This is a genomic window from Brachybacterium endophyticum (genome assembly GCF_003130585.1).
Taxonomy (GTDB): Bacteria; Actinomycetota; Actinomycetes; order Actinomycetales; family Dermabacteraceae; genus Brachybacterium; species Brachybacterium endophyticum.
On record NZ_QFKX01000002.1, the window covers coordinates 367,809 to 389,670 of the forward strand.

20 protein-coding genes and 2 pseudogenes are annotated in these 21,862 nt (G+C 73.2%); 7 read left to right on the top strand and 15 right to left on the bottom strand.

The features are described 5' to 3' along the window. Window positions 1-177 precede the first annotated feature (177 nt). A complete protein-coding gene (locus DEO23_RS05975) occupies window positions 178-1,308 on the bottom strand; it encodes a phosphatase PAP2 family protein (protein ID WP_240613244.1) in 1,131 nt (376 codons plus the stop codon). Next, entirely contained in the window at window positions 1,305-2,876 is a 1,572-nt protein-coding gene (locus DEO23_RS05980) for a DUF7059 domain-containing protein (protein ID WP_109275103.1), read from the bottom strand. The genes DEO23_RS05975 and DEO23_RS05980 overlap by 4 nt, the downstream gene beginning before the upstream one ends. Before the next feature lie 87 nt (window positions 2,877-2,963). On the opposite strand from DEO23_RS05980, the gene DEO23_RS05985 reads away from it, so the two are divergent. Further along, complete coding sequence (locus tag DEO23_RS05985; RefSeq protein WP_109275104.1) at window positions 2,964-5,435, top strand: DEAD/DEAH box helicase; 2,472 nt, start codon at window positions 2,964-2,966, stop codon at window positions 5,433-5,435. 32 nt (window positions 5,436-5,467) lie between these two features. Here DEO23_RS05985 and DEO23_RS16330 read toward each other — a convergent pair. The 7 genes and pseudogenes from DEO23_RS16330 to DEO23_RS06020 all read right to left on the bottom strand — a co-directional run. Then, window positions 5,468-5,758 (bottom strand): annotated as a pseudogene (locus tag DEO23_RS16330) (Rv3654c family TadE-like protein); the annotation flags it as partial. Beyond that, the gene (locus DEO23_RS05995; protein ID WP_109275611.1) at window positions 5,755-6,150 is read right to left on the bottom strand and encodes a TadE family protein; all 396 of its coding nucleotides are present in this window, start codon (window positions 6,148-6,150) and stop codon (window positions 5,755-5,757) included. The pseudogene DEO23_RS16330 and the gene DEO23_RS05995, both read right to left, overlap by 4 nt. Window positions 6,151-6,260: 110 nt before the next feature. Then, on the bottom strand, window positions 6,261-6,479 hold the full coding sequence (locus DEO23_RS06000) for a DUF4244 domain-containing protein (RefSeq protein ID WP_109275105.1): 219 nt from the start codon (window positions 6,477-6,479) through the stop codon (window positions 6,261-6,263). A gap of 102 nt (window positions 6,480-6,581) precedes the next feature. Further along, window positions 6,582-7,700, bottom strand: a complete 1,119-nt coding sequence (locus tag DEO23_RS06005; protein ID WP_109275106.1) for a type II secretion system F family protein — start codon at window positions 7,698-7,700, stop codon at window positions 6,582-6,584. After that, window positions 7,697-8,926, bottom strand: coding sequence for a TadA family conjugal transfer-associated ATPase (locus DEO23_RS06010; RefSeq protein WP_109275107.1), 1,230 nt, complete (start codon window positions 8,924-8,926; stop codon window positions 7,697-7,699). The genes DEO23_RS06005 and DEO23_RS06010 overlap by 4 nt, the downstream gene beginning before the upstream one ends. Continuing rightward, window positions 8,923-9,339 carry a hypothetical protein gene (locus DEO23_RS06015; RefSeq protein WP_109275108.1) on the bottom strand — a complete coding sequence of 139 codons (417 nt, stop codon included), beginning with the start codon at window positions 9,337-9,339 and terminating at the stop codon, window positions 8,923-8,925. The genes DEO23_RS06010 and DEO23_RS06015 overlap by 4 nt, the downstream gene beginning before the upstream one ends. Window positions 9,340-10,238: 899 nt before the next feature. Further along, on the bottom strand, window positions 10,239-11,057 hold the full coding sequence (locus DEO23_RS06020) for an exodeoxyribonuclease III (RefSeq protein ID WP_109275109.1): 819 nt from the start codon (window positions 11,055-11,057) through the stop codon (window positions 10,239-10,241). A gap of 111 nt (window positions 11,058-11,168) precedes the next feature. On the opposite strand from DEO23_RS06020, the gene DEO23_RS06025 reads away from it, so the two are divergent. From DEO23_RS06025 to DEO23_RS06035, 3 genes are read left to right on the top strand one after another with little or no spacing between them, the layout of a single operon-like run. Next, window positions 11,169-12,395, top strand: coding sequence for an amidohydrolase (locus DEO23_RS06025; RefSeq protein ID WP_109275110.1), 1,227 nt, complete (start codon window positions 11,169-11,171; stop codon window positions 12,393-12,395). 26 nt (window positions 12,396-12,421) lie between these two features. Further along, window positions 12,422-13,267, top strand: a complete 846-nt coding sequence (locus tag DEO23_RS06030; protein ID WP_109275111.1) for an SDR family NAD(P)-dependent oxidoreductase — start codon at window positions 12,422-12,424, stop codon at window positions 13,265-13,267. Between the two features lie 18 nt (window positions 13,268-13,285). Next, complete coding sequence (locus DEO23_RS06035) at window positions 13,286-13,924, top strand: orotate phosphoribosyltransferase (RefSeq protein ID WP_109275112.1); 639 nt, start codon at window positions 13,286-13,288, stop codon at window positions 13,922-13,924. A gap of 19 nt (window positions 13,925-13,943) precedes the next feature. Here the strand turns inward: DEO23_RS06035 and ypfJ are convergent. After that, window positions 13,944-14,847 (bottom strand): annotated as a pseudogene (ypfJ, locus tag DEO23_RS06040) (KPN_02809 family neutral zinc metallopeptidase). A 279-nt stretch (window positions 14,848-15,126) separates the two neighbouring features. Between ypfJ and DEO23_RS06045 the strand changes: the two are divergent. The 3 genes from DEO23_RS06045 to fbaA all read left to right on the top strand — a co-directional run bounded on the left by DEO23_RS06045 (window position 15,127) and on the right by fbaA (window position 17,598). Next, window positions 15,127-15,804: a DedA family protein gene (locus DEO23_RS06045; protein WP_109275113.1), complete on the top strand. Its 678-nt coding sequence runs from the start codon at window positions 15,127-15,129 to the stop codon at window positions 15,802-15,804. Continuing rightward, window positions 15,801-16,451: a TrmH family RNA methyltransferase gene (locus DEO23_RS06050; RefSeq protein WP_109275114.1), complete on the top strand. Its 651-nt coding sequence runs from the start codon at window positions 15,801-15,803 to the stop codon at window positions 16,449-16,451. Before DEO23_RS06045 ends, DEO23_RS06050 begins: the two co-directional genes overlap by 4 nt. Before the next feature lie 118 nt (window positions 16,452-16,569). Then, on the top strand, window positions 16,570-17,598 hold the full coding sequence (gene fbaA, locus DEO23_RS06055) for a class II fructose-bisphosphate aldolase (protein WP_109275115.1): 1,029 nt from the start codon (window positions 16,570-16,572) through the stop codon (window positions 17,596-17,598). Window positions 17,599-17,711: 113 nt separating this feature from the next. On the opposite strand, the gene DEO23_RS06060 is transcribed toward fbaA, so the two are convergent. The 5 genes from DEO23_RS06060 to DEO23_RS06080 form a co-directional block, all read right to left on the bottom strand. Beyond that, window positions 17,712-18,041: a DUF2516 family protein gene (locus tag DEO23_RS06060; protein WP_109275116.1), complete on the bottom strand. Its 330-nt coding sequence runs from the start codon at window positions 18,039-18,041 to the stop codon at window positions 17,712-17,714. 106 nt (window positions 18,042-18,147) lie between these two features. Further along, entirely contained in the window at window positions 18,148-19,482 is a 1,335-nt protein-coding gene (locus tag DEO23_RS06065) for an FUSC family protein (RefSeq protein WP_109275117.1), read from the bottom strand. Beyond that, window positions 19,479-19,919: a hypothetical protein gene (locus DEO23_RS06070; RefSeq protein WP_240613246.1), complete on the bottom strand. Its 441-nt coding sequence runs from the start codon at window positions 19,917-19,919 to the stop codon at window positions 19,479-19,481. The genes DEO23_RS06065 and DEO23_RS06070 overlap by 4 nt, the downstream gene beginning before the upstream one ends. A 47-nt stretch (window positions 19,920-19,966) precedes the next feature. Further along, the gene (ygfZ, locus tag DEO23_RS06075; RefSeq protein ID WP_109275118.1) at window positions 19,967-21,130 is read right to left on the bottom strand and encodes a CAF17-like 4Fe-4S cluster assembly/insertion protein YgfZ; all 1,164 of its coding nucleotides are present in this window, start codon (window positions 21,128-21,130) and stop codon (window positions 19,967-19,969) included. Beyond that, on the bottom strand, window positions 21,123-21,764 hold the full coding sequence (locus tag DEO23_RS06080) for a heme-binding beta-barrel domain-containing protein (RefSeq protein ID WP_109275119.1): 642 nt from the start codon (window positions 21,762-21,764) through the stop codon (window positions 21,123-21,125). Before DEO23_RS06080 ends, ygfZ begins: the two co-directional genes overlap by 8 nt. Between the last annotated feature and the right edge of the window lie 98 nt (window positions 21,765-21,862).

Genomic DNA, 21,862 nt, shown 5'->3' on the forward strand with positions numbered 1-21,862 from the left:
TACCGTCCTTCCGGGGGTTCTGGTGGACCCCGGTTCGCAGTCGGGGATCCATGGGCGGGGCCTGGGTGGCTCCGGCGTGCTCACCGTACACGCTCCGTCGGAACGTGCACGGGGACTCTCGTCCCGGCTCACACGAGCGAGGGGCGGGCGTCTCGGCGGGTGGTGGACGCTGCGGCCTCAGGCCACCTCGCGGAGGGGCCGGCGGCGCTGGTCCGGGACACGGAGCCCGAGCGCGGCGGCGGTGAGGATGCCGACGCAGCCGGGGATCACGAGCACCGTGGCGAGGTAGGAGCGCGCCTGGTGGCCGGTGTCGGTGAGGTCGAGCGGGGTGGGGACGGTGGCCAGCACCACCATCCCGCCGGCGATCGCGATCGCCCCGAGCACGGCGAGCGTGCCCGCGACCCCGTGCCCGGAGCCCACGTCCCGGGGATCGGCGAGGCCCTCGGCCGTGCGCGGGGTGCGGATCAGCGCGAACACCGCATCGATCGCGAGCAGCAGGAAGGTCCAGGCCCCGGTGACGAGCAGGGCGCCCAGGACGTCGCTGGGACGGTGCCAGCCACCGGCGATGGTGCCGACCCCGGCGGCCGCCACCCACGCCGTGCCCAGCACGGTGACCAGCCCGCGGATCCGGGCCGGGCACACCAGGATCAGGGCGAGGGCGACGGAGATCGCCAGCGCCGTGTGGCCGGAGGGGAAGGAGTTCGGCGTGACGTCGATGTCCTTGGCCAGCGCCGTACGGGTGACGACGACGTCCTTGACCACCTGCACCGTGATGTTCGCCCCGGCGACGATCACCAGGATCTGCAGCAGCAGGGACGGTCGACGACGCGCGAGGGCGAAGATCGCGGCGAGGGCGAGCAGGATCAGCACCACGGGGACCGTCACCGTGTTCAGCACGGGGAAGACGGCATCGGCGATCGGGCTGGTGTCGTTCTGGGCGGCCGAGAGGATGAGCTGGTCCAGACGCTGCCCGCGGGCGGAGCCGACGGCGGCGCGGGCCAGCATCACCGCGAGGGCCGTGCAGGCGATCGCGCCCAGCAGGCCCACCAGCAGCCGCGGGATCAGGCCGCGTCGGCGGTGCGTGGGCGGGAGCGCACCCGGCCCGACCTCGGGATCCAGCCGCGTGGAGCCGCGGTCGTCCTCCGCGTCGGGCGCCCGGTGCTCGGACCGCTGCTCGTGGTGGCGCGGGTCGTCGGGCTCTCGGGGGCCCCGGACGCCGTCGGGCTCCTGGGGTCCCCGGGGCTCCCAGTGGTCCATGGGGTCCCGGGGGTCTCGGGGCTCTCGGGGCGTCTCGAACTCGGTGTTCACAGCGTCACCATCCCGGTGCGGATCAGCTCGCGCATTGTCGGGAGCAGTCGTTCGCGGGCCGACGGCTCGTCCTCGTCGGTGAGAGCGCAGACGGCACCGATGATCTGGCCGAGCGTCAGCGTCCCCTCCAGCGCGCCGACCACGCCGGCCGTCAGCTGGTCCGCGCGCTGGACACGGGCGAAGCCGGCGCCCTGCACGAGCTCGATGAGCATCGGGTCGTACTCGCCGGGGGTGAGGAAGCGGCGCTCGACGAGGTCCTCTGCGCGCACCGGCCGCGAGTCCAGCAGCTCCTGGTCGCTCAGGCGCGCGAGGCGGTCGATCGCCACGAGGCTCGCCCCCAGGTGCTCGCCGAGGGTGCCGCTGCCGCGTCCCCTGGCGTCCTCGCAGATCACCTCGGCGTCCTCGGGGCGTGCGGACTCCGGGCGGTGCAGGAGGATGTAGCCGAAGCCGATCGCGGCGGTCCCGCGGGCGGCGAAGTCGTCCAGCCAGGCCTCCTGGAGGGTGTCCCAGGCGGCGTCGCGCACGGTGACACCGCCGTCGCGCGCCCAGGTCTCGGCGTACTGCGCGCAGTCCTCGCTCTCCCTCTGGATCACCCAGGCATCGAGGCCCGCTTCGCGGACAGGTGCGAGCCAGGCCTGCGGATGCGCCTGCCAGTCGGGGTCGGGACCCTCGGCGATCTCCCAGTTCGAGAGCATGACGGCGCGACCTCCCGGTGCCACGTGCTCGGGCAGGGCCGCGAGCAGCTCGGCGGTCAGCACGTCACCGGCGCGACCTCCGTCGCGATAGGTCCAGGTCGCGAACCCGTCGCCGCGCGGCGTGATCACGAAGGGCGGGTTGCTCACCACCAGGTCGAAGACCTCGCCGGCGACCGGCTCGAGCAGGGAGCCCTGGCGCAGGTCCAGGTCGATCCCGTTCAGCGCCGCGTTGAAGGCCGCGAAGGCCAACGCGCGTTCGGAGAGGTCGGTGGCGACCACCTCACGGGCATGGCGGGAGGCGTGCATCGCCTGGATCCCGCCCCCGCAGCCCACGTCCAGGACGCGCCCGACGGCCTCCCGCGGCGTGATCCGCGCGAGCGTCAGGGAGGCACCGCCCACACCGAGCACATGATCGGGGACGAGCGGCTGCCCGGTCGCCAGCTCGGAGAGGTCGGAGGCGATCCACCAGCGCACCTCGCCGGCGTCGTCGGAAGCGGTGTAGGTCGAGAGGTCCAGGCACGCACGCATGGTCGTGGCGTCGGCGTCGACGGCGGCGAGCAGCCCGAGGTCGATCGCTCCGTCGATGCCGAGTGAGGGCAGTGCGCGCGAGACCTGCTCACGGGGGAGCACGGCGCCGAGGGTGAACAGCGAGAGCAGGGTCGCCGTGGGGCCGTCGTCCCCGGCGAGCACCCGGCGCGCCGGGATCGGGTTCTCGCGCGAGAGCGCCTCGCTCGCGAGCTCGCCCAGCAGCTCGCCGACCGCGTCGGTCGTATACGGAGCGGACTCCAGATCGCTGCGCAGAGCGCTGAGCAGGGCCTCGTCCGTGTGCGGGGGCGCGGGAGCGAGCGACGCGGGAGCGGTGTCCGAGGGCATGGCTACGATTGTGCCCCAGCCGCCCGGACGTCAGCGGGACGTCCCCTGGACGCCGCCCGGCGACAGGACCGGGGGAGAGGAGAGCGGGTGCGCACAGGCCGTGCCGACGAGCTGCTGCGGGAACTCAGCGCTCCCCTGCAGCGACGCACCTGCCTCACCCACGTCGAGCACGTGCCTGCGAGGCCGGGCCGCACCGGGGCCTTCCCGGAGTGGACGGATCCCCGGCTGATCGAGCACCTCGCCGCCGGCGGCATCACGGCGCCCTGGACCCATCAGGAGCAGGCGGCCAGGCTCGCGCACGACGGGTCGCACGTCGTGCTCTCGACGGCGACGGCCTCCGGGAAGTCGCTGGCCTACCTGCTGCCCTCGCTGAGCGCGATCGGCGCGCGGGAGCTCGATGCGACCGCGCCCCGGGCGACGGCGCTGTATCTCGCTCCCACCAAGGCGCTGGCCGCCGACCAGCTGACGAACATCACGGGCCTGGCCGACGGAGCGGGTCTGCGCGCGGCCCGGGTCGCTGTCTACGACGGCGACACCCCCACCGAGCAGCGCCGGTGGATCCGCCGCCACGGGAGCTTCGTGCTCACCAACCCCGACATGCTGCACTTCGGGATCCTGCCCGGGCACGAGCAGTGGGCCGGGTTCTTCCGCGCCCTGCGGTACGTGATCGTCGACGAGTGCCACAGCTACCGCGGAGTCTTCGGCAGCCACGTGTCGATGGTGATGCGGCGACTGCGACGGGTCGCGGCGGCCTACCGCAGCTCGCCGACCTTCGTCCTCGCCTCGGCGACCACCGCGAATCCGGAGCTCTCGGCCTCACGCCTGGTCGGCCAGGACGTCACCGCCGTCACCGAGGACGGCTCCCCGCGCGGCGGCGTCACCTTCGGCCTGTGGGAGCCCGGCACGAAGTCCGTGGTCGACGGCCGTGCTCCCCGGGAGGGCGGCGTCGCCGCCGAGCCGGCGAGCAGCCCCCGGGCGGAGTCCGCGGGCGATCATCCCGAGGACGCTGCGAGCGGTCGCAGCGAGGAGCCGCTGCGGCGCTCGGCCACCAGCGAGGCGGGCGCCCTGCTCGCCGATCTCGTGCACCGCGACGTCCAGACCCTCGTCTTCGCGCGCTCGCGACGCGGGGCGGAGCTGGTCTCCACGGGTGCCCAGCGTCTGCTCGGCCAGGAGGCCGAGCAGACCATGGACGGCGCGCTCGCCGACCGGGCCGGACGCATCGCGGCCTATCGCGGCGGCTACCTCGCCCAGGAGCGTCGCGACCTCGAGGACGCCCTGCGCAGCGGCAAGCTGCGGGCTCTGGCCTCGACGAACGCGCTCGAGCTGGGCATCGACATCTCGGGGCTGGACGCGGTGCTGATCGCCGGCTGGCCGGGGACCCGGGCCTCCCTGTGGCAGCAGGCCGGACGGGCAGGCCGCAGCCAGGAGGGTGATGCGCTCGCCCTGTTCATCGCCCGTGAGGACCCCTTGGACACCTACGTCGTCCACCACCCCCGCTCGGTCTTCGGGCAGGAGGTCGAGGCGGCCGTGTTCGACCCCCACAACCCCTATGTGATGACGCCGCACCTGTGCGCCGCGGCGGCCGAGCTGCCGCTGCGCGACGGGGAGGAGGAGATCTTCGGGCCCAGCGCCCACGAGCTCCTGGACACCCTCGTGGCTCGCGGCGTGCTGCGACGCCGGCCGACGGGCTGGTACTGGACGATGACCGAGAGCGCTCACGCCCTCACGGACCTGCGCGGCAGCGGAGGAGAGCCGGTGCGGATCGTGGAGGGGTCCAGCGGCGCCCTGCTGGGCACTGTCGACGCGGGCAGCGCCCACACCCAGGTCCACGACGGCGCGGTCTACCTGCACCAGGGAAGGACCTTCGTGGTCGACCACCTGGACGTCGAGCGGGCGGTCGCGCTCGTGCACCGCGAGGATCCCCTGCATTCCACGCACCCGCAGTCCACCTCGACGATCCGCATCCGCGCCACCGAGCGCGAGGAGGAGTGGAAGGACGGGGTGCGCCTGTGCTTCGGGACCGTGGACGTGACCGACCAGGTGACCGGGTACCAGGTGCGCGACGTCTACACCCAGGCGGTCCTCGGCCAGCATCCGCTGGATCTCCCGCCGCGCACGCTGACCACGCGGGCGGTGTGGTTCGTCCTGCCGGAGGAGCTCACCGAGCGTGAGGACATCCCCGGCGAGCTCCTGCCCGGCGCGCTGCACGCGGCCGAGCACGCCGCGATCTCGATGCTGCCGTTGCTGGCCACGTGCGATCGCTGGGACATCGGTGGGGTGTCTACCGCCCGTCACGAGGACACCGGCGAGCCGACGATCTTCGTGTACGACGGCGCGCCCGGCGGCGCCGGGTTCGCCCAGCGCGGCGCGGAGGACGCCGGCGCCTGGATCCGGGCCACGGCCGACATGATCGGCGAGTGCGACTGCGAGGCGGGCTGCCCCGCCTGCGTGGTCTCCCCGAAGTGCGGCAACGGCAACGAGCCGCTGTCGAAGTCGGGGGCGCTCGCCGTGCTCGGACTGCTCGAGGGCGCCGGGCCGCCGCGGGCCCGCGAGGTCTGATCCGGCAGGATCCCCGCAGGGGTGCTCACCTCGACGATCGCGTCCTCGCCCTCGATGCGGCACGAGGTCATCCGGGCCCGGTTGCGGGAGACGGCCTCCGCGGCGACCTGGCACGGCGACGACCCGCCGACCGCGAGGGAGTCCGCCCCGGCGAGCGCCCCCAGGTCCGCGGCGGTGTCCGCACGCGAGGAGGCGAGCAGTCCCTGACCGATCAGGATCACCGCCGCGAGGACCGCGGTCATGGCTCCGGTGTAGGCCAGCACGCTGGCCGGCGCGGACCCCTCCTCGCCGAATGATCGACGAAGCCCTCGCCCTCGCCTCATGGCGACTGCCCGCCGGCGTCGTCCCCCACCAGGTGCGGCTCGCGGCGAGCCGAGGCGCTGCCCGTGAGCTGCCAGTGGCCGCCCGCGAGCGGGCCCGAGTCCACCTGCGGGGCGCGCGTGACCGTGACCTCCACCCATGCTCCGTCGCTGTGGAAGCTCACCTGCGCGTCCTCACCCGCGATCCGCTGCGCGGTCCGGGTGGCCTCCCCTTCGCTCTGCCCTCGGGCCATCTCCCGTGCGGCGCCTCGCGCGGCGGACTGCAGACCCACCTCGGTGCCGATCCCGATCCCCGCCACCAGGATCACCAGCACCATCGCGACGATCACCGGCAGCACGACGGCCGCCTCCGCCGTGACGGATCCCCGCGTGCAGGACAGTCCCGGGCAGGGCAGTCCTCGGCGGGCGCCCCGTGGGGACGTGCGTCGGCCCGGGCGCGGGGCGCCCCGATCGACCCGGGAAGGGGCCGGTCGGGACGCTCCGTCCACAGCGGGGGAGCGGTCGGTCACTGACCCAGCGAGAGCGCGCTGGTGATGATGTTCATCAGCAGGTCCCGCACCTCGCCGGACTTCAGCAGCACCACCAGCACGGCGGCGAAGCCGCAGGCGGCGAGCACCGTGATGGCGTACTCCGCGGTGGACGCCCCGGTCTCGTCCCGCAGTGCCGCCCCGAGGGTGCGGCGCGTGGGCCCGAGGGCGTGAGGGGTCGTGGTCGTGTCGGTCATGGTGTCTCCTTCGTGGGGTGCCCGCGGACGCGAGCGGATGGAGCGTCGCCGGCCGGCGACGCGGACCGGGGATGCCCGGTGGTCGAGGGGTGCCGGGCGTGGTCAGGTCCCGGCGGGGATCCAGGTCTGGACGCCGAGGGAGCCGCCCAGCAGCGAGGCGACGGTGGGGATGATGCCCAGCAGCACGAACGCGGGCAGGAGGGTGGTCCCGGTGGGCAGCACCAGACGCACCGCGAGACGTGCCGCGGCGGCCTCGGCCTCGCGCGCCCGATCACGCCGCGCGTCCTGTGCCGCTCCGGAGAGCACCCGTGTGAGGTCCGCGCCCGAGCGTTCGGCCAGCAGCGCGGACTGGCCGAGCACCGCGAGCGAGGGATCCAGGTGGGCGGCCGCGAGAGTGGCGGGCACACCGGAGGCGAGGGACTGTGCGAAGCGGTCGAGATCGCGGGCCGCGCCGTGGGAATCCCGGTCCTCGGAGAGCGCGTGGGCGACCACCTCGCAGGCCCCGGCGAGCGGCAGCCCGGAGGTCATGGCGCCGGCGACCAGATCCAGCAGCACCGAGGGGTCCACCGCGGTGCTCACCCGGCCTTCCGCGGTCCGCATCAGCGAACGCATCCACCACCAGCCGCCCAGCGTCAGCGCACCGCCCGTGACCAGGAGGACCCTCCCCGCGCCGGTCCCGACGAGCGTGCGCAGGGGATCAGCGCCCAGCAGTGCACCGAGCGCCACTCCCGCGAGCGGCAGACCCAGCAGGATCCTGCCGGTCGCGCGGGGACCGGCGAAGGCGCTGCGACGCGCGGCCGCGGCATCGTGCAGCCCCCGGAGAGCGCCGGCCAGGCCGTCGAGCAGAGCGGCCATCGGGGCACCACTGCGCTCGCAGACCTCCAGTGCGGCGCCCAGGGAGCGGATCTCCGCGGAATGGGCGAGAGAACGGCGGCCCGCTCGTCGCGGGTCGGCTCCCGCGCTCACCCGCTGGGCGAGGTCCGAGAGATCGCCGGGCGGCAGCGACTCGCCGACGATCCGCCAGGCCTGGCGGATCGGGGACCCGCTCGAGAACACGACGGCGAGGCGTTCGACCATCCGCGCGACGTCGAGGGTGCTGGCACGCGAACGCGGCCGGACGAGGAGCGCGGTGGTGCCCGGCGGAAGGGTCCTCGCCGGCCCTCGGCCCCAGGCGACGAGCAGGGCCAGAGGGATGACGAGCAGTGCGGGGACGAGTGTCATCGTGCGCCCGCCCCGGCGGCGTGGCGTCCACGCGCCCGTGCGGGACCTCCGACGGCGCCCTCGAGGATCCCTGGATCCAGATGGAGGCGCACGGCCAGGCGTTCCCACCCCGGCCCGGCAGCGGGCTCCTCGTCACGGAGGTCGAGGGCCGAGACCGCTCGCAGTCCGCCGTCGGCCCCGCGCTCGAGGACGGCGACCTCGACGACACGGCGCCGCCCGCCGGGTCGCCCGAGGTGCACGATCACCTCCAGGGCGCTCGCCGCCTGGGCCGCGAGCGCTTGTCGGTCCAGCCCTCCGAGGGCCCCGAGTGCCTCGAGACGGGCGGGAACGTCCAGCGCCGTGTTCGCGTGCAGGGTCCCGCACCCGCCCTCATGTCCGGTGTTCAGGGCCTGCAGCAGCTCACGCACCTCGCCGCCGCGGCACTCGCCGAGCACCACGCGGTCCGGCCTCATCCGCAGGCTCTGCCGCACCAGGTCGATCAGGCCCACGCCGCCGCTGCCCTCGCTGTTGGCATGGCGGGACTGCAGGTGGACGACGTGCGGATGATCGATGCGCAGCTCCTGGGCGTCCTCGATCACGACGATCCGTTCCTGCGCGTCGGTGAGGGAAAGCAGCGCCCCGAGCAGCGTGGTCTTCCCGCTGCCCGTGCCGCCGGTGACCACGAAGGCGGCCCGGGCCGTGACGAGGGCACGCAGGATCGCCGGTGCGGGGCCCGGGAGGGCGCCCGCGGCCTCGAGGTCCGCGAGCGAGAGGGCTCGCCGGGCGGGCAGGCGCAGCGAGATCAGTGCGCCGCCGGTCGACAGCGGCGGCAGCACGCCGTGGAAACGGATCCCTCCGGGCAGGCGCGCGTCGGCACAGGGCGCCGCGTCGTCGAGGCGGCGCCCTCCCAGGGTCGCCAGTCGCACCGCGAGCTCCCGCGCCTCGCGCGGATCGATCCGCACCTCGCTGCGATGCAGCCCCTCCGGGTCGTCGACCCAGATGGTCCCGTCACCGTTGACCAGCACATCGGTGACGTCGGCGCCGAGCAGCCCCTGCAGTGGGCCGAGCCCGGCGACGTGATCCCGCACCCGTGCCGTCACCTCGAGCATCGCAGCGGCCCCCAGCACCCGGCCCTCCGAGCGCAGGGCGCGGGAGACCCGGGCGACGTCCACCGGGCCGGGGTCGGCGGCGAGATCCTCCCGCACCCGCTCGACGATGCCCTCGACAGCCGCGGCCGGGGCGCTCATCGCTCCTGCTCCCAGGCCTCGACGATGCGACGGGAGAGGGCATCGGCCCCGCCCCGTCGCACGTCCAGCAGCGGGACGAGGGCGCGCGAGGAGTCCTTGAAGCGCCCCGCGACCGGGACGTGCAGGACCTCGCGCACATCGGCCGGACCGACCGGCCCGCGACCGCGCAGCACGGCCTCGTCGGTCCCGGTCGGCAGGTGCCACGCGGCGACGCGCCGGGAGGCGGCGCGCAGGGCGTGATCGCTGGCCGGGACCACCACGAACAGCCGGTCCAGGTGCGGCACGGCGGTGCCCACCAGATCGGGCGCGAGGTCCACCACCACCTGGGCGGTGAGGGTGTCGAGCGCCGCCAGCACATGGTCCAGCTGCACACCGCTCGGTGCGGGCTCCTCCCGGGCCACCAGCAGGTGCACGTCGTCGACCTCGGGGAGCCCGTCGACCAGGGCGTCGCCGTCGGCCGCATCGATCCCGGCGAGATCCTCCCAGCAGGCCCCCTGCAGCTCGGGGGCCTCGACCAGCGCGTCCAGGCCCCGCCGAGGGGATCGGCGTCGATGAGCACGCTGTCCATCCCGCTGCGGGCCGCTGCCCCGGCCAGCCGTGCCGCGAAGCTCGAGGCCCCCGCCCCACCGCAGCCTCCAACCACCCCGATGACCTGGGCCCGCTCGCGCGGTCGCAGCGCCGTCCCGAGCAGCGCCAGCAGGCGCGCGGATTCCTCGGGCAGACGCACGACGCCGGCTGCCTCGTGCTCGAGGGCGCTGCGCCACACGGGCTCGGAGACCGCCTTGTCGGTGACCACCAGGGGGCGGGATCGGGCGGAGCGCGAGACCGTGGCGCCGAGCAGGGCGGCCGGCGTCCACAGGTGCAGCAGGCAGCTCTGGCGGTCCTCGGCATCGAGCTGCCCGGCGTCGCACAGCAGCGCTCCTGCCGCGGCGACGTGGTCCTCGACGAGGGCCCGCAGAGGGCGCCCGGTGTCACCCGTGGTCCGCTCCTCGCCGTCGGCCGCATCCGAGGGAGCCGGATGGGGGGCGTCGTGCCAGGCGATCAGCGGCACCCGCGGCGGCGGGGCCGAGAGGCCTGCAGCCGCCGCCGGCCGCAGCACCGCCCCCTCGCAGGGGCGCGGGAGACGGCATCCGCGGGCGGGACGTCGACGGGGAAGCGGACGGGGGAGCGGGGAGCGCGGCGATCCAGGAGGCTGGTCATGCCCCCAGGGTCGGGCGCCCGCGGCGCGCCGTCAGCCCCGGACCCCCGATGGGGGACAAGCCCCGGTTGTGGAGGACCGGGGTCGCCGGAGCGGGGCGGCGGGGCCGGGCGCTCAGAACTCCAGGTCGACCACCACGGGCGCATGGTCGGAGGCGCCCTTGCCCTTGCGCTCCTCACGATCGATGAAGGAGGCGCGATAGGCGTTCTGCACCGCGGGCGAGCCGAGGGCGAAGTCGATGCGCATGCCCTCCTTCTTGGGGAAGCGCAGCTGCTGGTAGTCCCAGTAGGTGTAGACCTGGGGCCCCGGGTGGTCGGGGCGCACCAGGTCGGCGTAGCCCTCGTCGACCACGGCACGGAAGGCCGCGCGCTCGGGCTCGGTGACGTGGGTCTTCCCCTCGAAGAACTCCATCGACCACACGTCCTCGTCCTCCGGCGCGACGTTGAAGTCGCCGGTCAGCAGTACCGGCGCCTGGGCGTCGGCGGCCAGCTCACGGGCGCCCTCCGCGCGCAGCGCCTCGAGCCAGCGCAGCTTGTAACCGTAGTGCGGATGGTCGATCTCGCGGCCGTTGGGGATGTACAGCGACCACAGGCGCAGCCCGGGCGAGGTCCCCTCGGCCCCGCCCACCAGGGCGCCCAGCGCGCGGGCCTCGACGACACCGTCCTCCTCCTCGGGCCATGTCGGCACGTCGGGCAGCTGGGTGTGCACGTCGCTCAGCCCGATCCGGGAGGCGATCGCGACGCCGTTCCACTGGTTCAGGCCGTGCGCCGCGACCTCGTAGCCGGCCGCCTCGAGGCCTGAGAGGTCCAGCTGCTCGGGCTTCGCCTTGATCTCCTGCAGGGCGATCACGTCGATCTCGTGGCGCTCCAGGAGCGCCAGCAGGCGGTCCGTCCGGGCTCGCAGCGAGTTGATGTTCCAGGTCGCGATGCGCATGCCCGGCAGTCTATGCGTGCACCGAAGTGTCGTGCCGTGCGGGACCGGGGCCGAGGGGACCGACCTCCGGGGCGTCGTGCAATCCGCTCCGCGGAGGCGCACAGTGGAGGCATGGACGCGACAGTGGAGACGAGCCTGGAGAACCTGTGGTCGTGGCAGGAGGACTTCTACAAGGAGTCCCACCGCCATCCCGAGCTGAGCATGCAGGAGGAGCAGACCGCCTCCCGCATCGAGAAGGAGCTCGAGGGCCTGGGTCTGGCATCCCGCCGCTTCGGCGGCACGGGTGTGGTCAGCGTGATCGAGAACGGGGAGGGCCCCGTGGTCCTGGCGCGGGCGGACATCGACGCCCTGCCGGTGACCGAGGACCCGGTGGCCGACTACCGCTCGCAGGCCGACGGCGTCATGCACGCGTGCGGCCACGATTTCCATTTCTCCGCGCTGCTGGGAGCCGTGCGCGCCCTCGTCGAGGCGAAGCAGGCCTGGAGCGGCACCTACATCGCCCTGTTCCAGCCCGGGGAGGAGGCCGCCGACGGCGCCCGGTCGATGCTGCGCGACGGACTCGCCGACGCCGTGCCGAGGCCCGACGTGGCACTCGGCCAGCACGTGATGCCGGGGATCGCCGGGCAGCTGGGGGTGCTCGGCGGGCCGATCCTCTCCCAGGGCGACTCGGTGCACATCACCCTGCACGGTCGCGGCGCCCACGGGTCGATGCCGCACAACGCGGTGGATCCCGTCGTGCTCGCCGCCGACATCGTCGTGCGCCTCCAGCAGATCGTGTCCCGCGAGATCCAGCCCGGCACCTTCTCCGTCCTCACGGTCGGCTCGCTGGTCGCGGGCACGAAGTCGAACATCATCCCCTCCACGGCGGAGCTGCGCGTCAATCTGCGCCACTACGACACCGACGTGCGCGACCACGTGATCGGCTCCCTCGAGCGCATCGTGCGCGCCGAGTGCGAGGCCGCCGGCTGCCCCCGGCAGCCCGAGTTCGAGTACTACGACCAGTACCCGCTCACCGACAACGACGCGGAGCAGGCCGAACGCATCCGCGGCGCCTTCGAGGAGGCCTTCGAGGACGGCCAGGTCGTCACCCCGCCGCGGCAGACCGCGAGCGAGGACTTCTCGAACATCCCCGACGCCTTCGGGGCGCCCTACGTGTACTGGATCGTCGGCGGCACGGACCCCGGGACCTATCGCGCGGCGGTCGAGAACGGCACCGTCGCACAGGACGTCCCCGCCAACCACCAGAGCGGCTTCGTGCCCGAGCTGCACCCGACCCTCGAGGTCATGACCCGCGCACAGGTCGTGGCGGCACTGGCCTACCTGGGATCGCGCCCCTGAGCCGTCCCGCGGATTACCATCTGACCATGGCACGCGCACTGGTCACCGGCTCCACGGCGGGACTCGGCCTCGAGTTCGCCTGGCAGCTCGCCGGGACCGGGCACGACCTGGTGCTGGTCTCCCGCGACGAGCGACGTCTGCGGGCGGTGGCCGAGCAGATCCGGCACGTCCACGACGTCGACATCGAGGTCCTCAGGGCGGACCTCTCGGTGCGCGAGGACCTCGACCACGTCGCCACGAAGCTGACGGACCCGGTGGCACCGATCTCACTGCTGGTCAACAACGCCGGCTACGGGCTGCGCGGCCGATTCCTCGAAGTCGGCGTCGCGGACCACGAGAAGCAGATGGACACCCTGATCCGAGCCGTGCTCGTGCTCTCCCACGCGGCGGCCCGGGTGATGGTGCAACGGCGCTGCGGAGCCATCATCAACGTCAGCTCCCTGGCCGGGTACACCGCCGCGGGGCCCTACGCCGCCTCCAAGAGCTGGGTCACCGTGTTCACCGAGTCCCTGGCCACGGAGCTCCGGGGCACGGGCGTCACGGCGACCGCCCTGCTGCCCGGCTTCGTCGCCACCGAGTTCCATCAGCGCGCCGCCATCAACGTCGAGGGCCTGCCGCGGGTGACGTGGCTGAAGGCGCCGTTCGTCGTCGAGCAGGCACTGCGCGACGCCGCCAAGGGGCACGTGCTCTCGATCCCCTCGGTGAAGTACCGGGCCGCCGGCGAGGTCTCGCGCCTGGCCCCGCGGCGTCTGGTGCGGAAGCTGACCTCGGCCAGCTGGGAGGCCGAGCTCGGGCAGCGGGCCCTGCGCCGCTCGCGCCGCCGCGCTTCCCGCCGCAAGCTCCACGCGCCGTGGCAGCGCGAGGACCAGTGAGCCGTCTACCCTGGTCGCATGGCTGAGAACTCGACCTCCGACGCGCGCGCCCGCCTCCTCCAGCTCATCGACGAGATCGCCGTCGTGCGGGGGAAGGTGACGCTCTCCTCCGGCAAGGAGGCCGACTACTACGTCGACCTGCGCCGCGTCACCCTGCACCACGAGGCCGCACCGCTGGTCGGCCGCGTCATGCTGGACCTGCTGAGCCAGGAGGGACTGCTCGCCGGGGCCGACGCCGTCAGCGCCGTGGGCGGTCTGACGCTCGGTGCCGATCCCGTCGCGAGCGCCGTCCTGCACACGGCGGCGCACGACGGCGCGGCCGCGGGTGCCCACCCGTGGGCCGACTGGGCCGCCGAGGAGGGCGCCGTGCGTCCCCCGCAGCTGGACGCCTTCGTGGTGCGCAAGGCCAACAAGGCCCACGGTCTGCAGCGACGCATCGAAGGGCCGGACATCGCGGGGCGTGACGTGATCGCCGTCGAGGACACCTCCACGACCGGTGGCAGCGTGCTCACCGCCTGCGAGGCCATCGAGGAGGCGGGAGCGCGGATCCGCGCCGTCGCCGTGATCATGGACCGGGGGACCGGCGCCCGCGAGAAGATCGAGGCCGCCGGGTATCGCTACCTGCACGCCTACTCGGTCGACGAGCTGTCGGTCTGAGCGCCGGAGCGGCCCGGGCTCACAGGTCCGAGGTCGAGAACGTGTCGCAGGCACCGGGGTCCCCGGACTCGTAGCCGGTCGTGAACCACTTCTGACGTGAGGCCGAGGAGCCGTGGGTCCAGCTCTCGGGGTTCACCTGCCCGCCGGAGACATCGCCCTGGATGTGGTCGTCACCCACCGCGCTCGCCGCGGAGAGACCGTCGGCGATGTCCTTCTCGCCGAGGGGCTGCAGGAACGACTGTCCCTTCGAGTCCTTCGAACCGGCGGCGTGATGCGCCCACACGCCCGCGTAGCAGTCGGCCTGCAGCTCCAGGCGCACCCCCGTCGCTGTCGGGGCCGGTCTGCGAGCGGTCGATGCGATCCATCGTGCCCTGCAGGTTCTGGATGTGGTGGCCGTACTCGTGGGCGACCACGTACTCCTTGGCGAAGTTCCCGTCGGAGGCGCCGTAGGTCGAGCTGAGCTCCGAGTAGAAGCTGGTGTCGACGTAGATCGTGGAATCGGCGGGGCAGTAGAACGGGCCGACGTCGCTCGAGGCCGCGCCGCAGCCCGTGTTCGTCCGCCCCGAGAACAGGAGCGCCTGCGGCTCCTGGAACGTCATGTCCAGGTCGGACGCGAGGGCGGTCCACGTGGAGTCGGCCGATTCCACCGTGGCCTGGACCAGGCAGTCGTCCGAGGAGTTGGCGTCCGCCCCGGTGCGGCACTCGGTCGCCTCCCCCGAGGAGGTGCCCTGCTCGACCCGGGTGCCCTCGTCACCGCCCCGCAGCAGGTCCAGCGGGTTGCCGCCCAGGAGGGCGTAGACGACCACGACCACCAGCACCAGGCAGCCGCCCCCGCCGCCGCCCAGCACGAGGCCGCGCCCACCGCCGCCTCCGCCGCGCGAGACGTTGCCGGAGCTGATGTCGGCGTTCGGGTTGAAGGTCATGAGCCACACAGTAGAAGGTCAGGGAGATGCCAGGGAATGGTTCGGCGAGGTCTCTACGATGCCGGTACCGGCTCCGGCCGCGACCATCCGGAAGCGACCGGGACCCCTGTGGATGACCGACCCCGCGGATCCTTCGACCGAGAGGCCAGCCATGACCCCCGCCCCAGCCCCCGCGCCCGGCGCCCGCCGGGCGCGCTCCCCGGAGCCCGGGGGAGCGCCCCCGGAGCCCGCTCCGGGGCGTGACCCCTCGTCCGGCTCACGGATCGAGGCGGTGTCCCGATGAACGTCGTCGACTGGGCGGTCTCCACGATGGACTCGCTGGGCGGGCCCGGCGTGGCGCTGCTGATCTTCCTCGAGAACGTCTTCCCACCCATCCCCTCCGAGGTGATCCTCCCGCTCGCGGGGGTCGCCGCGGCGTCGGAGGGGCACAGCTTCGTCGAGATGCTGGCCTTCTCGCTGCTGGGATCCGTGGTGGGTGCCTGGCTGCTGTACGGGGTGGGGCGGGCGCTGGGTCCCGAGCGACTCCGGGCCCTGATCGTGCGGCTGCCGATGGTCCACGTCCAGGACTTCGATCGGGCGGTGGAGTGGATGGACCGCCACGGCTCGGTGAGCATCTTCCTGGGGCGCATGGTGCCCGGGGTGCGGTCCCTGATCTCGATCCCGGCCGGCCTGTTCGCGATGCCCTTCTGGCGCTTCACCGTGCTCACCCTCGCCGGCAGCGCGATCTGGAACGCCCTGTTCATCACCTTCGGGTTCGCGCTGGGATCGAACTGGCACGTCATCGAGCCCTACACCGAGGTGATCTCGAACATCGTGTACCTCGTGATCATCGTGCTGATCGTGGTCTGGCTGGTCCGCCTGGTGCGTCGCGAGCGCCGGCGTCGAGCGGCCGGGCTGCCCGACCCGGACGTCGCGGCGGGCGAGCACGATCCCGAGGGACCGGACGAGGCGCGGTGACCGAGCAGCAGGACGATCCCGAGCGCAGCGTCGGCGTCGGTCCGCATCCGCGGCCGTGGCCGGACGACCCCCGCCTGGATCCCGCGCTCCTGGAGAACGGCGACCGGCGCAACGTCGTGGACCGCTACCGCTACTGGCGGCGCGAGGCGATCGTCGCCGATCTCGACGCCCACCGCACCGGTCTCCACATCGCCATCGAGAACCTCGAGCACGACGCGAACATCGGGTCGATCGTGCGCACCGCGAACGCCTTCGCCGTCGGCGCCTTCCACATCGTCGGTCGTCGGCGCTGGAACCGACGCGGCGCCATGGTCACCGATCGGTACCAGCACGAGATCCACCATCCGGACGTCCCCCACCTCGCGGACTGGGCGCGGGCCGAGGGGCGCCCCCTGATCGCGATCGACATCGTCCCCGGGGCGCTGCCGCTGGAGAGCGCCCGTCTGCCCGAGCGCGCGGTGCTCGTGTTCGGCCAGGAGGGCCCGGGGATCAGCCCCGAGCTGCTCGCCGCGTGCGACGAGGTCCTGGAGATCACCCAGCTCGGCTCGACGCGGTCGCTGAACGTCGCGGCGGCCGCGGCGATCGCCATGCACACCTGGATGCGTCAGCACACCGTTCCCGGTGGGGCGCCCGGCGACGCGTCATGAGCAGGGTGTCCACGGGAGCGGGTGCCGGGTCGCCCCGCCGGGCAGCCGTGAGAGAATCGACAGCACGGCGCGCGGTCGCGCGCGCGTACCGATGCTGACACCCGCGTGAGGAGCACACATGCCCATCGCATCCCCTGACAAGTACGCCGAGATGATCGATCGTGCCAAGAAGGGCTCGTTCGCCTACCCGGCCGTGAACGTCTCGAGCTCGCAGACGGCGATCGCCGCGCTCCAGGGCTTCACCGAGGCGAACTCGGACGGCATCATCCAGGTGTCCTTCGGCGGTGCGGAGTACCTGTCCGGCTCGACGGTCAAGGACCGTGTCGCCGGCTCGATCGCGCTCGCGCAGTTCGTGCACGCCGTGGCGGACAACTACCCGGTGAACATCGCCCTGCACACCGACCACTGCGCGAAGGAGGTCCTGCCCACCTGGGTCGAGCCCCTGATCGAGTGGGACCTCGAGAACCGCGTGAAGAAGGGACTGGACCCGCTGTTCCAGTCGCACATGTGGGACGGCTCCGCCGTGCCGGTCGACGAGAACCTCGAGATCGCCGAGCGTCTGCTCGCCAAGTCCGCCGAGGCCAAGAAGATCCTCGAGATCGAGATCGGCGTCGTCGGCGGCGAGGAGGACGGCGTCCAGGCCGACGTCTCCAACGACAAGCTCTTCTCCACCCCCGAGGACGGCCTGAAGACCGCGAAGAAGCTCGGCCTGGGCGAGAACGGCCGCTACCTCACCGCGCTCACCTTCGGCAACGTCCACGGCGTCTACAAGCCGGGCAACGTGAAGCTGCGCCCGTCGGTCCTCAAGGACATCCAGGACGCGGTCGGCAAGGAGTACGGCACCGACCAGCCCTTCGACCTCGTCATGCACGGCGGTTCGGGCTCCACCCTGGAGGAGATCCAGGAGGCCGTGGACAACGGCGTCATCAAGATGAACATCGACACCGACACGCAGTACGCCTTCACGCGTCCCGCGGCCGGGCACATGTTCGACAACTACGACGGTGTCCTCAAGGTCGACAACGAGGTGGGCAACAAGAAGGCCTACGACCCCCGCGCCTGGGGCAAGAAGGCCGAGGCCGGCATGGCCGCTCGCATCGTCGAGGCCAGCGAGAACCTGCGCAGCGCCGGCAGCCACGAGAGCTGATCCGCCGCTCGCTCCGTACGAGGGCCCCGCTCCGAGGATCACGATCCTCGGGGCGGGGCCCTCGTCCGTGCAGGGGGAGGGGCAGCGGTGCCGCTGCCTCGGCGGTCCGTTCCTCAGCGACGCCGCTTGCGACGGTTGCGCCGGGAGCGGCCCATCACCTGCCGCAGGGCGGGGTAGACGTCGGCCAGGAAGACGCCGGCGATGACGATGCCGATGATCATCAGCAGCATCGAGGAGCCGCCGCCGACGGGATAGGGGAGCGCGAGGAAGCCCAGCAGCACCGAGAGCCCGGTGAGCAGCCCCCAGAACAGCTTGGTGCGGCGGCCCGCCGCGACGTAGGCATCGGGCCGGAAGCGCAGCGCGTTGATCAGCGCGAAGACCTCGACGGCGAACAGGACGACGGCGAGCACGGCGAAGATCCACGCCTGGATGAGTCCGACCATGCGGCCAGGATAGCGGGGAGATCCGCACGGATCCCGGACGCGTTCGCCCAGGGCCGGGCGCGCCCGCCCGGGGTGATCCGGCCCGCCCGGGGCCGAGCGCGCCCGCTCAGGGCCGACGGCGTCCCGGGTCGGAGCGGTCGGTGATCAGCAGCTCGAGCGCCTCCGTGGTCGCCGGAGGCTCCACGGCCGACATCTCCCGGGTCAGCGGCCGCGGGCCGATGGTGTCGCCGTCGGCCGCGATCAGCAGGCTGGGCAGGAAGCGCTGGGCGTCCTTGTGCTCGAGACCGGTCGCCTCGAGCAGGTCGATCGCGAGGGAGCGCAGCTGGATCACCAGCGCCACGCCCTCGAAGTGGTCCACACGGCCCAGACGCTCGCCGTTGTCGCTGCGCAGCAGCGTGTCGGGCGTGAGGTAGGAGCAGAACATCCGCAGGGCACGCCGGGCCTCGGTGAAGTCGGCGCCGGAATCGATCGCGCGACGCAGCGCCCGGGCGGCGTCGTTCGCGGCCAGGAAGGCGTCGGCGAGGCGGCTGTGGTTGCTGCGGCCCTTGACGACGTCGAGGAACTCGACCTCGCGCCGCGCGATCACGCGCACGTTGCGCACGGCGCGGTCGGAGCCGACCAGGAGGTGCCGAAGGCGCTCGACGTCGCCGGCATGGCGCAGATGGGTGGGGGAGTAGGTGGAGATCTCCTCCGCCGCGTTGTTGGCGACCTTCCACTCGTCCACGAGCTCCTGGGACGAGGTGCGGATCTGGGAGAGGGCGGCGGTGGCGACCCGCACGTCCCCGCTGCGCGCGGCCAGCGACATCTGCGTCAGCGCGTCCTCCAGGGCCCGGTACAGCGAGTGCGCGGCCTGCTTCTGGGCCCGGCGGGGATCACCGGAGGTGAGCAGGTGGACGACGATGGCGACCACCACGCCGGTCAGGGCGTCGACGATGCGGGTGCCCGGACTCATCGAGGGCGTCAACGGCATCACCGTGACCAGCAGCGACTGGATCGACATCTGCATCGTGAACACGATCCCGGAGTCGATCAGACGCGCCAGCAGTCCCGCCGTCACCACCACGACGGCGATCTGCCAGAAGCCCGAGCCGATGGTCGCGCGGGCGAGCTCTCCCAGCAGCACACCGCACATGACGCCGGCGGCCATCTCGAGGACCTTGCGGACCTTCTTCTCGGTGCTGGAGACCCCGATGATCACGAAGGCCGCGATCGCCGCGAAGAACGGGAACGGGTGCCCCCAGATGAAATGGGCGATCAGGTAGGCGACACAGGTCGCGACGCCGGCGCGGGCGATGCTGCCCAGTCCCTTGCGATCGCGGTCGAGCCCCGCGCCGAGGTGCCCGGTGACCGCCGTGCGCACGCGTTCGACGAGCGGCGGCTTCACCGCCGTCATCACGCCGGTGGTGGTGGACGCGGGCTCGGTGCTGTCGCGAGGGTTCATGGGGCCACCGGATCCTTCAGTCGCATCTCGAGCAGTTCGGTCAGGTCGAACGTCTCCCCGTCGCGCCCGCCGCGTCCCACGACCAGCGGGGCGTCGACCGGGTCGACGTCGGCCCCGCGCAGTCGGGTGAGGAGGCCGCCGTCCGCGCGCAGCACGTAGTAGCGCCCCTCGACGTCCACGGCGATGGTGCGGTCGTGCTTGAGGTACCAGCCGTGCAGAGCGGTGCGGATGCTGCCGGAGCCCTTGTAGGGGAGAGCGCGGAGCGGTCGTGGGGCGATGCCGGCGGCCTCGAAGCGGTCCACGTATTCCCGCAGGATCGCGGTGGCCTTCTCGTGCTCCTCACGACGGGCCTGGGCGAGTGCCTGCTCCTTCGCTGCCAGCACGGCGGCACGCTGCTGCGACCAGGTGCTCCGGTCGCCCTGCGCGCTCATGCCCATGGGCCCATTGTGTCAGGTCGACCGCGGTGGCACAGGGGCGAGCCGGCTCAGAGGCGGGCGGTGCGGGGTCGTTCGCCGTGGTCGCGATCGGTCACGACGGGCTCCTGTGCGGCATCGAGCCAGACGCGCTCGACCTCCTCGGCGTCCTCGTCCGTGGGATCGGCGTCGGCCGGGTCGGCCCCCTGCTCGGGTCCGCCCAGGCGGGCGCCGACGAACAGCTCGGCGTCCAGCGGGGTCGCCCGCTTGATGACGGCCAGGGCGATCGGTCCCAGATCCACGTGCACGGCGGGTGTGGTCACCCGGCCGACGAGCTTGCCCTCGGGGCCGCCCAGTCGCACCTCGTCACCGGCCTGGGCGGGGACGTTCTGCGAGCCGTCCAGGTGCAGCATCACCAGGCGCCGCGGGGGCTGGCCCAGGTTCATCACCTTCGCGACCGTCTCCTGGCCGCGGTAGCAGCCCTTGGCCGTGTGCACGGCGGTGCGCAGCAGATCGAGCTCGTGGGGGATCGTGCGCTCGTCGACCTCGGTGATCTGCCGGGCCCGGTGGGAGGCGACCCGCAGGGCCTCGGCGGCGAGCATGCCGGCGAGGTGCTCGGCGTGCCACGGAAGGGACTCGAGGGACGCCGCGTCGAGCACGGTCAGCACCCAGTCGGTCGCGTCGTCGGGATCGGGTCCGTAGGCGACGTGGCCGGAGGCGACCTCGGGATGGGGGTCGATCCAGGTGGCCACGGGCTCGGCCAGCTCGAGACCCGCGGGGCCCAGGATGTCCGTGGCGGGAGCGAGACCGCCCAGGACCCGCAGGTCGTCGCGGTCGGTCAGGTCGACGCGGGCGGCGAAGCGCATCATCTCGAGGTAGCGGCGCCATCCGGCCCGCGCGCCCGGATCGAGGATCAGCAGCAGCGACTGCTCACCGGTGACGGTGGCCGCGGCCAGGTGCTCGACGCGTCCCTGGGGGCTCAGCACGGCGACGGAGCGGGAGGTGCCCACCGGGAGGTCGGTGAACACCTGCGAGGAGACGGTGGTCAGCCAGGACCGGGCGTCCGGTCCGCTCAGCTCGAGGACCTCCATCTGGCCCAGGTCGACGACGGCGCGGCGGGCCAGCAGCCCGCGCTGCTCGCGTAGCGGGGCGCCGTAGTGCGCCGCGACCGCGTGATCGGGCCCCTCGCCGAGGACGGCCCCGCCGCCTTCGAGCAGGGGGCGCCGCTCAGCCACGGTCGAGCTCGACGGAGAGGTAGGGGGAGAGCGCCTCGGGGCTGGCGACGTCCCCGGCGCGCTCCCACAGCCACATCAGTCGCCCGCCGACCAGGCCGAACATGCGGGTCGCGGCGATCGAGCCGTCGGCGGTCCGCGCGGTCGGGGAGGTGCGCAGCCCGAGCTGGATGCGGGGGCCGCGGACCTCGCCGGCCCAGACCTCCTCACCGTCCTCGCGCTGCAGCACGAACTCGACGGCGTAGCTGAGCACGCCGGCGGGATCCCCGGGCTTGGCGTTCTCGGCGGCCTCGAGGTCCTGACCGGGGAGCGGGTCGCCGACCCGCCAGGAACCCTTCTCACGGACCAGCAGGCTGCGCTCCCCGCTGCCGTCGGCGACGGGCGCCGCCTTCTCCGCGTCGACGAAGGCGCTCGTCGGCGGCAGCGGGGCCGGGGCGTCGACGAGGTCGGTCGACATCACCCAGGAGAGGGTGCCGTCGTCCGCGGGGGAGCACACGAGGGTCTGCTCGATGCGCCGGCCGATGGTCTCCTGGTTCTCGTCGGGGACCTGCGCGGCGCCGTCGCCGCTCCAGGAGCCGACGAGCCACGCGAGCGGGTAGAGGCTCCGGGGCAGCGAGGGATCCAGGACGATGGGCATGGACTCAGCGGGCGAACAGGCGGGAGACGACGAGCACCGCGAATCCGGCGGTGCCGAGGCCGACGACGCCGACGAGGGCCGTGTACACGAGGGACAGA

Excerpts from the sequence above, each read along its gene's own strand:
- DEO23_RS05980 (WP_109275103.1), bottom strand. The coding sequence starts at position 2,876 with ATGCCCTCGGACACCGCTCCCGCGTCGCTCGCTCCCGCGCCCCCGCAC.
- DEO23_RS06000 (WP_109275105.1), bottom strand. The coding sequence starts at position 6,479 with ATGACCGACACGACCACGACCCCTCACGCCCTCGGGCCCACGCGCCGC.
- DEO23_RS06005 (WP_109275106.1), bottom strand. The coding sequence starts at position 7,700 with ATGACACTCGTCCCCGCACTGCTCGTCATCCCTCTGGCCCTGCTCGTC.
- DEO23_RS06010 (WP_109275107.1), bottom strand. The coding sequence starts at position 8,926 with ATGAGCGCCCCGGCCGCGGCTGTCGAGGGCATCGTCGAGCGGGTGCGG.
- DEO23_RS06020 (WP_109275109.1), bottom strand. The coding sequence starts at position 11,057 with ATGCGCATCGCGACCTGGAACATCAACTCGCTGCGAGCCCGGACGGAC.
- DEO23_RS06025 (WP_109275110.1), top strand. The coding sequence starts at position 11,169 with ATGGACGCGACAGTGGAGACGAGCCTGGAGAACCTGTGGTCGTGGCAG.
- DEO23_RS06030 (WP_109275111.1), top strand. The coding sequence starts at position 12,422 with ATGGCACGCGCACTGGTCACCGGCTCCACGGCGGGACTCGGCCTCGAG.
- DEO23_RS06035 (WP_109275112.1), top strand. The coding sequence starts at position 13,286 with ATGGCTGAGAACTCGACCTCCGACGCGCGCGCCCGCCTCCTCCAGCTC.
- DEO23_RS06045 (WP_109275113.1), top strand. The coding sequence starts at position 15,127 with ATGAACGTCGTCGACTGGGCGGTCTCCACGATGGACTCGCTGGGCGGG.
- fbaA (WP_109275115.1), top strand. The coding sequence starts at position 16,570 with ATGCCCATCGCATCCCCTGACAAGTACGCCGAGATGATCGATCGTGCC.
- DEO23_RS06060 (WP_109275116.1), bottom strand. The coding sequence starts at position 18,041 with ATGGTCGGACTCATCCAGGCGTGGATCTTCGCCGTGCTCGCCGTCGTC.
- DEO23_RS06065 (WP_109275117.1), bottom strand. The coding sequence starts at position 19,482 with ATGAACCCTCGCGACAGCACCGAGCCCGCGTCCACCACCACCGGCGTG.
- DEO23_RS06070 (WP_240613246.1), bottom strand. The coding sequence starts at position 19,919 with ATGGGCATGAGCGCGCAGGGCGACCGGAGCACCTGGTCGCAGCAGCGT.
- DEO23_RS06080 (WP_109275119.1), bottom strand. The coding sequence starts at position 21,764 with ATGCCCATCGTCCTGGATCCCTCGCTGCCCCGGAGCCTCTACCCGCTC.